Origin of the sequence: Flavobacterium caseinilyticum, from assembly GCF_004349085.1 — a bacterium.
GTDB lineage: Bacteria > Bacteroidota > Bacteroidia > Flavobacteriales > Flavobacteriaceae > Flavobacterium > Flavobacterium caseinilyticum.
The window spans coordinates 21,047-34,990 of the sequence record NZ_SMFM01000014.1; the positions used below are offsets into that span (position 1 = coordinate 21,047).

General features: G+C 30.3%; 13 protein-coding genes and 1 pseudogene. 1 reads left to right on the forward strand and 13 read right to left on the reverse strand.

Going from position 1 to position 13,944, the window contains the following annotated elements:
* Window positions 1-248: 248 nt before the first annotated feature.
* From E0F89_RS16730 to E0F89_RS16795, 13 genes are all read right to left on the reverse strand, one after another.
* On the reverse strand, window positions 249-869 hold the full coding sequence (locus tag E0F89_RS16730; RefSeq protein WP_131910858.1) for an MCP four helix bundle domain-containing protein: 621 nt from the start codon (window positions 867-869) through the stop codon (window positions 249-251).
* A 248-nt stretch (window positions 870-1,117) separates the two neighbouring features.
* Entirely contained in the window at window positions 1,118-1,507 is a 390-nt protein-coding gene (locus E0F89_RS16735) for a DUF1398 domain-containing protein (RefSeq protein WP_131910859.1), read from the reverse strand.
* A 180-nt stretch (window positions 1,508-1,687) separates the two neighbouring features.
* Entirely contained in the window at window positions 1,688-2,545 is an 858-nt protein-coding gene (locus E0F89_RS16740) for a DUF5694 domain-containing protein (protein WP_131910860.1), read from the reverse strand.
* A 393-nt stretch (window positions 2,546-2,938) separates the two neighbouring features.
* Window positions 2,939-3,352, reverse strand: a complete 414-nt coding sequence (locus E0F89_RS16745; protein ID WP_131910861.1) for a hypothetical protein — start codon at window positions 3,350-3,352, stop codon at window positions 2,939-2,941.
* Window positions 3,353-4,068: 716 nt separating this feature from the next.
* On the reverse strand, window positions 4,069-5,076 hold the full coding sequence (locus E0F89_RS16755; RefSeq protein ID WP_131910863.1) for an alpha/beta hydrolase: 1,008 nt from the start codon (window positions 5,074-5,076) through the stop codon (window positions 4,069-4,071).
* 587 nt (window positions 5,077-5,663) lie between these two features.
* Entirely contained in the window at window positions 5,664-7,184 is a 1,521-nt protein-coding gene (locus E0F89_RS16760; RefSeq protein WP_131910864.1) for an amidohydrolase family protein, read from the reverse strand.
* 104 nt (window positions 7,185-7,288) lie between these two features.
* Window positions 7,289-8,029 (reverse strand): LytTR family DNA-binding domain-containing protein, encoded by a 741-nt coding sequence (locus E0F89_RS16765; protein ID WP_131910865.1) that lies wholly within the window; start codon window positions 8,027-8,029, stop codon window positions 7,289-7,291.
* A gap of 212 nt (window positions 8,030-8,241) precedes the next feature.
* Entirely contained in the window at window positions 8,242-8,880 is a 639-nt protein-coding gene (locus E0F89_RS16770; protein WP_131910866.1) for a hypothetical protein, read from the reverse strand.
* 537 nt (window positions 8,881-9,417) lie between these two features.
* Window positions 9,418-10,446: a hypothetical protein gene (locus E0F89_RS16775; protein WP_131910867.1), complete on the reverse strand. Its 1,029-nt coding sequence runs from the start codon at window positions 10,444-10,446 to the stop codon at window positions 9,418-9,420.
* A gap of 170 nt (window positions 10,447-10,616) precedes the next feature.
* Window positions 10,617-11,366, reverse strand: coding sequence for a hypothetical protein (locus E0F89_RS16780; RefSeq protein ID WP_131910868.1), 750 nt, complete (start codon window positions 11,364-11,366; stop codon window positions 10,617-10,619).
* Window positions 11,367-11,551: 185 nt separating this feature from the next.
* A complete protein-coding gene (locus E0F89_RS16785) occupies window positions 11,552-12,271 on the reverse strand; it encodes a hypothetical protein (RefSeq protein ID WP_131910869.1) in 720 nt (239 codons plus the stop codon).
* Between the two features lie 149 nt (window positions 12,272-12,420).
* Window positions 12,421-12,906 (reverse strand): hypothetical protein, encoded by a 486-nt coding sequence (locus tag E0F89_RS16790; protein ID WP_131910870.1) that lies wholly within the window; start codon window positions 12,904-12,906, stop codon window positions 12,421-12,423.
* A gap of 164 nt (window positions 12,907-13,070) precedes the next feature.
* Complete coding sequence (locus E0F89_RS16795; RefSeq protein ID WP_131910871.1) at window positions 13,071-13,604, reverse strand: hypothetical protein; 534 nt, start codon at window positions 13,602-13,604, stop codon at window positions 13,071-13,073.
* A 133-nt stretch (window positions 13,605-13,737) separates the two neighbouring features.
* Between E0F89_RS16795 and E0F89_RS16800 the strand changes: the two are divergent.
* Window positions 13,738-13,944: pseudogene (locus E0F89_RS16800) on the forward strand (IS1182 family transposase); the annotation flags it as partial.

Sequence of the window (13,944 nt, forward strand, 5' to 3'; positions counted from 1 at the left end):
ATTACTTTTGGTATATTATGACAAACTTCTCTTAGTTTTTTGCCCAATTTATTTAGTATCGAACTTTGTTATTTTTAGCTGCTCTATCGAAAGTTCGGTCAAATTGTGACTAATAGGTGCGGGTTTGTATCAGTTTGTGAGGCCGGCGGCTTGGGTTCTTTCGGCAAGATAAAACTTTTTCGTGCAGAAAAACTTTCGACAAATAAAATTGAGAAAATCGCACAAATCTGCTGTTGTAAGCAGAACAATTAATTTAAAGTTGGATCTCTTGGTTTGAATATTGGGATTATAGATTCTCCTGAGAAAACCATTACTTGTAGTGCAATTAAAATTATGATAATGATTGCAAAAGCAAATTGCGATGATGCTTTGATTGTGGCATATTGCGCTTCCACTTGTTTCATTATTAGCTTCGATTCGTCCAATTGAATTGCGGAAAGTTTGTTTAATGACGAAAGAATTTTATCAGTGTAAATTGAAGGTACATTGCTATCGTTTAATACAGTTTGCTCTAATCCTTTAATTTGGCTCATCAATTCGTCCGCCGTTGACTTTTCATTTTTAGTAAGTCTCGTCCTGATGAAAATGTTGTAGGTGGCTTTAAAATCTCCAGTTAATTTTTTGACAGTACTTTCTTTTAGAGCATGGTCTTTTGTTTTTAAAATTTCTCTGATTTGATAAATATTTCTCGTCATTTTTAATATGTACTCTTCGGCAATCAACCTGTCCTCGTACATCGTTGATATCGACTTCTTAACATTTTCAGTATGTAATCTGTCAAGACAATTGCTTGATAGCACCAATAGACATAATGCCAATAAAACAATTGACGCAGCGAGTTTGTTTTTAATGCTAAATGTCCACCTCATAATTCAGGTTATCTTCTATTGTCCAATAGCAATTTACATAAAATTTACCATTTATTCGTTAAGTCGAAGCTGGCATGCTTAATACGTTGTAGTACTGCAGCGGATTTGGAATTAAATTAAGCTTTGTTTTCGGATTTTCCACCCAATCGATTTCGAACAGCCGAAGCAAATCTTGCCAAATACATAACCAACTTTTCGTTAAGCCAATTGCCTGTATTCGTTGCAGTAACTGTAGGTGGCGGCCTCACTTATTGAGGAACATTTTCGACCAAAACTTTATTTCCTGTTTTGTCATAATATGTGCATGTCATCTCATTTAGTAAAACAACCCATTTCTCAACTCCAGTTTCTGCAGCTTGGTTGCAGAAAGTCAAGTAGTCCGTCTGTCCTTGCTGATGAGCCTTTAAATAGACCCTGAATTTATCATTGTCGTTTTTTTCTGAAACATTTATAATAGAATATTTAGGATCCGATCTTATATGATAATTAGATTTTCCAAAATATTCAGCGTGTCCGTCAGCTACGTAAGTTACATAATTATTTACTCCCAACAATTTCAAATCTCTGATGTATTGCGGAAAATCAGCTCCACTTTTAACTTTTGAATGCCGTTGTTTAATTTGTTCTAGTGTAAACATAAGTGTAGAATTTTAGTTCGGATTTTTCTGAGATCTTCACCTACAACCTGTTGCTTCGCGAGGTTTGATACTAAATTAAGATTTATTTTTCAGTTGAGGATAAGTTTTGCAAGTACAAAATTAACTTTAAATTTAGCTTAAAACCCGCCATTTTTGCATATTGCTGTTGGTGGCAGTTTTTTATTTTAAGTAACTAAAAGTATTAACCATTTTGTATTTCGGACTTCGACTTATAAAATCTCTCAAATAAGCAGTATGGCTAGCCCCCATGAGAATAAAAACTCTATCAGCACTTGTCAAATTTAATCTGTTAAGATTAGAATACATTCTCATATTTCTTTGATAATATTTAGTAGCCTCATCTGCGCCTTCAAATGCATTATCACTACCTACATGAGAAAGCATTTCAGCATTTACTTCAATCATAAAGTCCAAATACAAATTGTTATTTGTTATTTTTAACTTTTCTAAAAGATTTAAATTCTTTTGATCAATGTCAATTTCAGGATAGTATTTCATTGGATTCTTATAATATTTATTATGCCATAATGAGTCAATAGAATTTATCATTTCGGCGCCAATATTGTAATTATAACTCATTTTATGATCAATACCGTAAATCCGTTTAACCCCACTAATTCTGCCCAATTCGTAAGCCAATAACTCAATTTCAGATGGATTTTTAAATTTCATTTTTGGATTTAATAAATAACTTTGATATTCGGCTTGAAGTTTTATATCATATTCAGGTGGCATTTCTACAATAATTACAGTTGGCTGAAAAAGCGCTAACTTCTTTGCAATTTCATTTATCTCTAATTTATTTTTGTTATCGTTTTCATCAAATTCAGTTTTATTTGCATCATTTGTTTCACCCATATGAAATGTTCCAAAATTGAGTATTTTTATTTTATCAACATCATTTGAATTAACTGCAAATAAATTTGCTTGATTATATTTTGTGTTTTTAACTACACTTTTCACATTATTACAAGAGTAAATAAGAAAAATGCTTCCAAATAAAATTAATTTTTTCATATTGATAATTATTGTGTTTATATATTTGTGAATATTTTTTTTTAAGTTTCGTTTTTTTAAAATTGCCACCAACGTCAGTTCGTCTAAAAACCTCCAAACGAACAGTATTTTGTTAATCAGTGAGTAGATATATGTGATTTAAACTGCAATTAAAATTCTTTTTTAAAAAAGCCACTTTCACTTTCTCAAAAGAAAATAAGGTGTAAAAAGCTTTGAAAAATCGCACTTAGAGACCCAAAACCCGCCAAAATGCCAAACGGCGATTACCGGCTGGTTACTTTGTCATTATGTTCATCCACTCTTCAACAAAGTTTAGTGAAAAAATCTCTTCAGATTTCCCAATACCAGGTATATATTTTTCTGTTGGAAATAGCTTTATATATCAAGGATTATCTATTTGTTTTTTTCAAGTTTACTTAAGTAAATAAAAACAAGTAAGTAAAAGATACAGAATAACCAATCATTAAGTCCATAAATGGTATAAAAAATTCCAGCCATTGTATCTTTTTTATATACGGAAGAAAGGTCATTATTCATAAGCCATTTAGACCAAGTAAGCGCATAAATAATTTTTTCAATGGCAAAAACTCCAATCACCCATTTAAGATGTTCCCATTTAGGAACAATAGCTAAAAATACAAGACCCCAAACTACTATCATTAATAATCCAAAGTTGGACATGGTGACTGGGTCAGCTTCGTTAATAACCTTATTGGTAAAGAATCTGGAAAATACCAGTACACCACCAATATTCATTATACCCGATAAATATATCCCTTTTTTAATAAGTTCTTTGCTTAGTTTCATAAATAGTTTTTTTCTTATATTATATACCACAAGTAAGTACTGTTACTAGCTGGTTACTCTGTTAAAAGTACAATTAAACGACAAATTTTTTATGTTTCTGTTGGCAAGTTCCAATTTTCACCCTTCGTTCTCGTATTACTGCGGTTTTGGGCTTAAATTGCTAATTTAAAATATTTAATTTTTTACAGAATAGGAATTCCTATCCAATGCAAAATAAGCATTATTACAACAGTTACTCCAAAACTGCACAAAGTAAGAATGCGCCAATAAACAGACCTTCCATTCCCATATCTCCAAATTCGTTCACCAGTTTCTTCTCTGTTTGATTTCAAAGTTAATTTTGACAATATATATGTTGAAATAATAAAAATAAAAATCGCAATTAGCCAAAACTTTATCATAAGTTATATTTTTTAAAATATTATTAAATTCTTTCGTATTTCTTAAAATTACCGCCACTGCTTTGTAAACTTCCTGCGGAAACAAATGGTTATTTTCGGAATATTTTTGTCTGCATAATTTCGTCATAACCTGCCAGTAAGGGTTTGCCGCTTCGAGATGGCTGAGATTTTCAGTACTAAACTTCCTTATATGAATAAAGCTTGAATTTAGCAATTCATTTTGATAAAAGCACTAAGCCAACTCTTTTGCAAAACGGTTGTTGGTGGTTGCTTCTATTGTTTTTAAGCATTTAAGTAATGATATTTGTGTTGCATTTAATTTTTTAAATATTTTTGAGATTCAAGAAATATTTCTTGATATAAATTGGACCTGTCATTTTCGTTAAAAGGTCCGGGTATGGAATGAACCATACCTTTCATTTCTTTATGAATTGCAGGGATTTTTGCATTTTTAAGCTTTTCAGCAAAATCTCTTCCTGTATCTTTTAATGGGTCAAACTCACAAGTAATGATATAGGCAGGTGGTAAATTTGATAAACTATCTGAATAAAATGGGAACGCAAATGGGTTTGTTCGGTCAGCTTTATTTGGAGTATAACTTTCTATTGCATATTGCATTTCGGGTTCTTCTAAATAGTACCCTTTTTTCAATTTTTGATAGGCAGTTGTTTTGAAAGGAGCGTAGCTTGCTGGGCATTCCAAAATTTGATATTTGATATTAGTCAAATTCTGTTGTTTAGCCTTTATCGTTACAATAGATGCAAAAGTAGCTCCAGCGCTTTCACCAGCAACAATTATTTTATTTGGATTTCCGTCCCATTTTTCGATATTTGAAATCGTCCATAGAAAAGCAGCAAAACAATCATTGTTAGGAATTGGATAGGGGTGTTCAGGTGCAACCCTATAATCGACCGCCACTACAATAGCATTATATAATTTGGACAACCGTGATGCGTAAGATACAGAAAGGTTTGTCCAAGGCAATACAAATGCTCCACCGTGAAAATAGACTACAACTGGGCTTTCTTTATTAAAGTACTTTGGCTTAAAAATATATGTTGTCAGACTATCATTTGTTATTCTAATTGTATCTACGATTATTCCTTCCAAATTTATTGGCATTGCATCAATAAAATGGCTTCGTTCTAAAACGGTCATTTTTTTTAGCCTTTCAGCTGTATCATCAGTTGCAGCTAATTTTAAAAAAACTGCCTGTCCCCAATTTAAACGCCCTTGAGGAGTAAATGTCAAATAGTAAATATACCCGACAATACCAATGATTGTAATCAGAACGATAAGTGAAATGTATTTAATTATTTTCATAAATAAGGTCAATTAATGAACAAATTTAATTTTTTAATTGTGAAGCATAGTCAGCGCTTGCCGCCAACGTCAGTTCGTCTAAAAACCTCTAAACGCACTAAGTTTCATTAATCAGTTAGTAAATATATGTGATTTAAACTACAATTAAAATTCTTTTTGAAAATAGCCACTTTCACTTTCTCAAAACAAAACAGGCCATAAAATGCTTTAAAAATCGCTCTTAGAGTCCTAAAATAAAAGGCCAATACTTGTAGATATTGTTTTAGTAGATTGTGGTCAATCAGATTGAAAATTCGGCGTAGATTATATGCAGAGAAAATCAAACCTACATCAGCTGAGGCATGCTTAATGGTTTTTTTGGTCATAATATAATAAAAATCCCATTGCCGTTTTATGACTCTCCCTCAAAGAGCGGGACAGGCTGTCGGATGATCTACGATAGCTTGTCTTCCTGCCGCTTGGCGAGGTTCGGGACTAAATTAAGCCCATTATTCGGATTTGCCACATCTACCAAATACAAAGCCAACTTCAAATTAATCCTAATACCCAAATTGCTTGTAGCGTGTGTTGGCAGATAATGCATTTTTTTACTTAATATATTCGTCAATTTTTATATTTCTATTTTCATTATTCGCTTCTTCTATTGCTTTCAGAATAATTGCGATTTGTACTTTATCAATCATATTTTTATCAAAGAAAACATATTCTATTGTTTTTGTATTTTTAATATCTTCTAATGGGTTTTTGGAAAGTAGCACTAAATCTGAATTATATCCAACTTTTATTTTTCCAGTATTTCTTTTCATCCAATTGCTCGGCTCTACTGTTGCCGAATAAAGTACTTGTGAGTTGGTCATTCCTGATTTTGATAAAGATTGTAACTCATCGTGAAGTGAAAACCCCGGAACAACTGTTGCTACATTGGCATCTGTTCCAGCCATAATGGTAACTTTACTGTCAACTAATGCTTTTGTCATAATATGAATTGCTTCTGCGTAAATTTTCCAGTAAATTAATGATAATTTTTTTGCCTCTGGATTTTCGTCTCCGTCATATTCATACCCATTTCTAGTTGGTAACCATCCTAATTTGTATAATGGTGTTCCTTCAATGATTTTTGGATTGACATATTTTAATTCGATTTCTTTGAGTTTTAATTTTAGATCAAATCTTTGATTCAAAAAACTCTCACCTAACCAAATAGTTGAAGTAACACTAATATTATTCTCTTTTAGTTTTTTTGCTATTTGGACTGAACGTGTTTTAAAATAGTTGAGAAATTCTTTTTGATTTTTTGATATTGATTTTCCAAAATCATCGATAGTTTTTACCGTTAGTTCTTCAACGTGAGCAACCTCTTTTTGACCAGATGTATAAAATGCATCTAAATTAACTAATGGAATATGTCCAATAACTGGAATGTTATATTTTTTAGCAATATTTATTGTAGTTTTAAATATTTCAGGATTAACAAAACCGTACATTTTAACTGCATCATAACCTTGCACTTTTTTCTTTTTTATTTCTTTTTCAGCATCATTTTTAGTTGAATAATTGATTGATTGTCTAGTCCAACGATAATAATATCCTGTTAATCCACTTTCACTAAATATTGGAGGTGATGCTATAAACATTCGTGGTCCAATTCCATTTTTTTGTATTGATTTTCTCCATTTTAAAGAAATTGGTCTTCCAGCCATTTCTCTAACAGAAGTTACACCATTTACTAAATATAAAAATAAATCGTTTTTGCTTTCTTTTAAATGAACGTGAGAATCAATTAGTCCTGGAATTAAATATTTATCTGTTCCATCAATAATAACAGTTTTTTTTTCGACAAGTTGAATTTCTCCTAAACGAATGATTTTACCATTTTCAATAATTACATCTTGATTTTTAATAAAATGACTACAATCTTCTGAAAGTATATTTGCGTTTTTTACATGAATTATTTCGGATGGTTTTACAATTGAAGAAATATCAATAACTTTTGTTGATTTACCTAAAACCTTATTTAATTCATTATCCGCCCAAATAAAAACACCAATAAAAATGCCTGGCAATATAATAGAGACGTAAAGTATTCTCCTAAACAACAGTTTTTTCATAATTTTTTAATTCTGTTTTGAGGTGCAAAAATAAACTCAAAAGCGCTCTGAATTAGTGTGTTTTGATATGTTAGGTATGAAATATAATGTTTTAGGTACGAAAACTATAAAGATAATAATTGCTCTTTATAGTTTTTAGAAACAGGCAGTTCAATTTGAGCCAAAAATATGGTGTCTTGATTTTTCCACGCTTTAAAATGAGTTGGATTTATTAAATGTGAGCGATGGATTTGAACTAAAAAGTCGAAATCTTTATGGATTTTTTTAAGTGTACTTCGAATTAATTTTGTTTTTATTTGACTTTCGACTAAAAAGAAAATTTCCACATAATTCTGTGAATTAGAAACGCAGACTAAGTCATTTTTTCGTATTTTTAAAATGTCCAACTTGTTTTCTCCTCTAATAACAATATTTTCGTCTTGTATTGGAATCAACTTAACAGAATATATCCTTGCTAAAACTATAATTGGAGTTGAAATCAAAGCAGATTTAAGAATGATTACTTGTAAAAATTCAAAAAAACCAAATCCTCCATTTAGAATACGACTTTTGTAATATGAATAGGTTATTATTAAAAAAAGGAAATGAAAAAGGAAAAGGATACTTATTTCAAAACCAATATTCCATATTAATACTTTTTGATAAACACTTTTTTGAATTACAGCTATTAGTCCATAACATAGAAATGAAATAAAACTAAATCCAACACTTATAAGAATCCATTGTCTTGAATTTACTGTTCCATCATCAAAAGGTTTGATAAAATAAGCGAAAATGAAAAACCAAAAACTGATAAAAATTCCGATTAGTAAATGATGGTTTATCGAAGCATTTATTTTTTTCATTTTTTATAAAAAAGATAATTAAATATATGGTTGTTGTTAGTTTTTTCGCATTTTTTGGTTGTATTCGTGCCAACGTTTTGGTACTACAGCGGATTTGGGTTCTAAATTAAGATTTATTTTTCGGTTATCGCTAAACTGCCAAATACAAAACCAACTTTCCATTAAGGCAATTGCCCAAATCCGTTGTAGTAGCTGCTATAGGCAGGTTTTATTTATTTTATTGTAAAACTAGCATCTCCATTACCACTCCAATAACTATATCTGCCTTTCGGTAGTTTTTGAAGCAATTCATGATACTTTACTTTTAGATTAAGTTCCTTGTCCAAAAAATCTAATACTTTTTGTGCTTTTTTTCGGTTTTCAGGTGTGTCTTTTTCATTTTTTTGATTGGGGGTTAATTCCCAAAAACTATATTCTTTAATTACATTATTAGATTTAATATAAAACTCTGTGTGAACACCGTCAAGCCCCATTACACAATCATCATTTTCGGTACAATTTTTAACAGTTTCAAGCGCGATCTTTTTGAATTCAGAAATTAGCTTTTCAACTTTTGATTTTTCAATCTGCATTTTACCTACAAAAAGTTCACTCTTGTTTTCAAAATCTCTGTCAATCACAATGTTTACATTACCAAAAAAATCACCATCTAATTTTTCAATAAGCTCTATTGTTAGAGGAGAACTCGATAATTTAATTTGATAAATGGTCTTATAAATTTTGTCATTAAAATTAATAGAATCTTGTTGTTGATTTATTAACTTTTCTTGAGATTGAACAAAACTAGAATTTGCTATTAAACAAAGAAAAAGTAAAAAATAATTATTCATTGGAGTTGTTGTTTTTAGCATTCGTTTAAACTTGCCTATAACGTCAGTTCGTCTAAAAACCTCCAAACGAACAGTATTTTGTTAATCAGTGAGTAAATATATGTGATTTAAACTACAATAAAAATTCTTTTTTAAAATAGCATCTTTCACTTTCTCAAAACAAAACAGGCTTTAAAATGCTTTAAAAATTGCTCTTAGAGTCCTAAAATAAAAGTCCAATACTTGTAGATATTGTTTTAGTAGATTGTGGTCAATCAGATTGAAAATTCGACGTAGATTATATGCAGAGAAAATCAAACCTACATTGGCTGAGGCATGCTTAATGGTTTTTTTGGTCATAATATAATAAAAATCCCATTGCCGTTTTATGACTCTCCCGCAAAGAGCGGGACAGGCTGCCGGATGATCTACGATAGCTTGTCTTCCTGCCGGTTGGCGAGGTTAGGGACTAAATTAAGTCCATTATTCGGATTTGCCAAATCATCCCAAATCAAAACCAACTTCAAATTAAGCCTAATACCCAAATTGCTTGTAGCGTGTGTTGGCAGATGATTTTTTTTACGTTTCGTTTTCTGGATATATTTTTTCCCTCAAGTATATAAAATACGGTAAAGTTAAAATTATGATCCAAATTGCGGTTTGTCTATATATTATTTGATATTTATAATTTATGAAATAAAATGAAGAACAGTAGAGTAGGCAAAGAAAAGAATCAAATTTCATTACTTGCTTTTCTGAATATCTTTCAATATGCGTTTTATTCATTGCTTTTATATCGTTCATATGTGTTTTGTCATAAAACCTATTTCTACTTGGCAAATATTCAGCTACCATTAAAAAATTCTGCAAAATGTACATCGAAGATATACCTAAAATAAAATACTCTAAAGTTAGTATAGACCCATTTACAGCATCCGTGTCTTCGATGTTTTGACTATTAAAAACACTAAAAATATGTTCTGTGGCGAAAATTATCATAATCATTGAACTCCATATACTTAAAAACAGTCTGTGATTTCTACTTAAAGGAATATATGTAAATGCGTGAATTAAAGAATAGAATGAAATTAAGAAAGATATTGAGATTAATGATAAGGAAAATAGATTTAGGTTCTCAAAGAAATTATAATCAAAAATCCAATATATTATTGAAATCGATTGAATTAGAGTTATTCCTTCGGTTAGTTTTGGAACAACTTTTTTATCGTGGAAAATTACTGATATTAAAATAAAAAATGCTAAAAAAGTAAAAGGCCAAGCTTCAATATGACTTTCGAAATTATAGTTCCTTTCGTGCTTTCCAGGTAAAAAAGCAAAAAAACTCAAAATGAGTGAGCCTAAAATTTTTAAAGCGATAATTTTCCAGTCCGTTGAAAGTCTTTTGTTTTCGTAGATTATTCCAAGTAGTAAGGGAATGAAACTTAAAGTAAATAATTTTCTCTCACTTACTTGAACTCTGTAGATAATATAAATTAAAAACATTAAGAGAAAGAAACCAAGAATATAAAAGTAAGTTGACCATTTTTTGTAGAATGGTAATTCTACTTTAATTGTCTTCTTTTTAATAGTTTTTTTTCTTTCGGTCATTAGTATTCGTTTCGTTCTTTTAAATTATCTGCCAACGTTTGGCCGCTTGGCGATGTGGCGGATTAAGTAAGCCTAAACTTTCGGTTAATGACTAATTTTCCAAGTACAAAACCATCTTTAAATTAAGCCTAAACCCGCCATATTGCCAAACGGCGGTTAGCACACGTTTTTTAATACTCGTATGTCAAATTGATATTGTTATTTTCTGGTACAAAAATTAAAAGATTCTCTGTAGTTGCAATTCCATTTTTAATTTTAGTGATTGTGATTAAATTCTTTTCATTTCGAGCAACAATAACATTGTTGAATGTTTCGACTTGATTAATTGAAATATAATTCCCAAAACCACTTGATTGAGAAGCGTATTGCGACTCAATAAGGTCATTTTGACCTATTTTAAGTCCCGAAGGATATAGAGTCTGGACTTCAAATCTGTCATTACTGTTTAATGGAAGAAAATTATTCAAGGTTACAGTAATGAAGTCTTTTGTTGGAATATAGAATGATTTGTTAATTATGGTATCACGAGTAGGCAAAGAATATATGGCTTCGGCAATATATATATCATTTTTCCTGATGTAATTTTCAGGGCTAAGATGTGATTCATCAATTAAGAGTGCAAAATAGCCTTGTCCATTTCCTCCAATTTCGCTGTCTTCAAGATAGAATTCCATACTATAGAATCCGTTTTCATCAGTTTCAGTTTCTTTAATTATTCGGGTACTTGCGCTGAATGGTGCATTTGAAATTCGATAATCTAACCTTAATTTGATATTTTTTAATGGCGTATCATTTTCAGTTACGATTCTTCCTTTTAACGTTGTGCAATTTGAAGAACAAAGATTTTCGGTATCATCATCTGTTTTACTGCAGTTCAGAAAAGTAGTTAGTATTAGCACTAATAAAATAATTTTTTTCATATTGGTTTTATTTGTTGATACTATTTCTCTCGAATGGTTGCGTTAAAATGTGTGCTAACGTCCCGCTGCCTGTGGATGTTGTGGAAGTTCGTAACCTCTCAGTTTTCGGCTTAACGAAAACTTGATGCGAAACGATAATTCCACTAAACTCCAGCTAGCTCAAAATGGTGGTTATGCATAGTGCTTTACTTATCGTTTTTATAAAATTTCAAGGTTCTTTTTGTTAAGTCAACTTTTGCAATACCGCTTCTCATTCCAATAAAAATATTTTTGTCGTTAAGAACAGCAATTGAGTTAGGATATAAACTGTACCAAAATGTATTTTTAAAAATGAGTTCTTTTTTAAAATCTTTTACTATGTAGAAGTTTTCGAAAGTTGCTACAAGAAAAGTATCATTATAAATAGTAAATGCAAAAGGTGCATCTTCAAAATCAACAAGTAATTTAAAAATAAAGTCATTGTTTATTCTTTCGAGTTCAAACAAACCACCAGTGCTAAAAACTTGGTGAGCATAACTAGTTATAAAATAAATTTTGTCTTTGTAATTGAATATAAAACTAATGTTTCCTTTACTTATTTTGATTGCTTGTTTTGTGCTATCATTTGGTTGAAAAATTAATTGACCTCCAAATTCCCCCTTGTTTATTCCAATAAGTGTTCCTCCTTGAATTTTTAGTTCGCATTTATCTACTGCTTTAAATTTTTCAATTTCTAGCCTGTCTTTAACTAACTTAACACTAAACTCATTTTTAGAATGATTTAACGGATACCATTCTTCAGATTCAACTTTTGGTTGCATACTTTCGACAAACTCTTTTGGAATCATATCACGTGTCTGCGCATAGTTTTTTTGACAAATTGTTATCAAAAAGAAGAGCAAAATATATAAAATCTTTAAGTTCATAGGGTTTTTGATAGCATTATGCATAACGTCCCGCGGCTTTGCTAGGTTTTGGGACTAAGTTAAGATTTTTCTTCCGGATAATCACTTTTATTTCAAGTACAAGACCAACTTCAAATTAAGCCGAAAACCCAAATCCAGCAAAACCGCTGTTATAGGCTGGCGCAATTCGATTCAATTTTATTCTTTAAGCTTTTAAGTATCCTTTTTCGAGTTCCAAAATCCAATATTCCTGGGCGATTGCAAAAAGCATTAAATTCAATTTGGTTTTCATGAATATAAAAGTGTATTTCATAATCCAATCCCAAAACATATTTTTTGTAATACAGTCTAATTATTTCAGAATTAAAACTGGGTAAAGTTTTAAAATTTTTTTCTTCCGCAAGTTTGTTGATGATTATTTTTTTATTTGTATTCTCGATTTCACAATAAACAAATATAGATTTAGAATTTTGGTATATTTTGAAAATGGCATATATTCCTAAAGAGAATAATGAAATAAAAGTTATTGCTATACTTTCTTGTCTGTTCTCATATCCAAATTGCGCAAGAATAAAAAAAGGAGTTGCGAAACAAAATATCAAAATTATTGCATAGTTGAATTTTTCACTAAAAGGCGTTTTAATTTGTTGTTTCATACGTTCGGTTTTTCAGTGCTTGCCTATAACGTTCCGCTACTACAGCGGGTTTGGGACTAAATTAAGCGCTATTTTCGGATTTGCCAAATCATCCCATATACACAACCATTTTCCCATTAAGCCAATTGCCCAAATTGCTTGTAGCGTGTGTTGGCGGTAGTTTTTTATTGTACGTATTTGTATTTCCGTTTATATATTTTTTCAGTTTGATGTTGTTCTTTACCCAAATATTTGATTTCAGCTTTCTTAAACTCTTTTTCAAAATTCTCAAAGTTTAGGTTAAAGATTTTAATTAGTTCAAATTGATTATATCTTTTAGAATAAATTATTATTGATTTTGAAGTATAATTTAAAGGAACTCTTCCATATGAAATTTCAGATTTCGAGTAACCATTGATTTCTTCAAAACTTAATTTCTCAATTTTAAGTTTTAACAGTTGAAATATAACTATTCCGCTAGAACTTATTTTCGCAAAAGTGAAGTGATTTGAAAGTTGGTAATAAAAATATAGAAATATTAAGGAAACAAAAATTAGCAAGAATATCATTCCAATTTTGTTTTCACTATTGTTTTTGAAAAACCCTTTAAATTCAAAAATCCATTCAAGACAAACTAAAATCATTATTCCAAAAAAAGAAAGAAATACCAAATTTAAGAGTAACCAAAGTAAATTCGGAAATGTTTTAACTGTCTTCATTTAATTTATTTTCAATTTTCACGTTCGGCTGCAAAATTACCGCCAACGTCAGTCTGTGAAAAAACCTCTGTTGTATTATGATCAAATATAACAAAATACTTGTATAAAAAGAAGATTTTTCGTATTTTTAAGAATGCAACATATCACAGGTATTTCCCGTCAGCAAATGCGTTTTTCAAGTTTAGAAGACACTATAAGTCCCGATAACCAGGTGCGATTTATAGATGCCTTTGTCGAATATATTGACCTCTCTAAGCTCGATTTTGCTGTAAAAACGCTCAAGACCGAAGGTCGCCCGAGTTTCAATAGTAAAGTGTTTCTAAAGATTTATTTATATGGT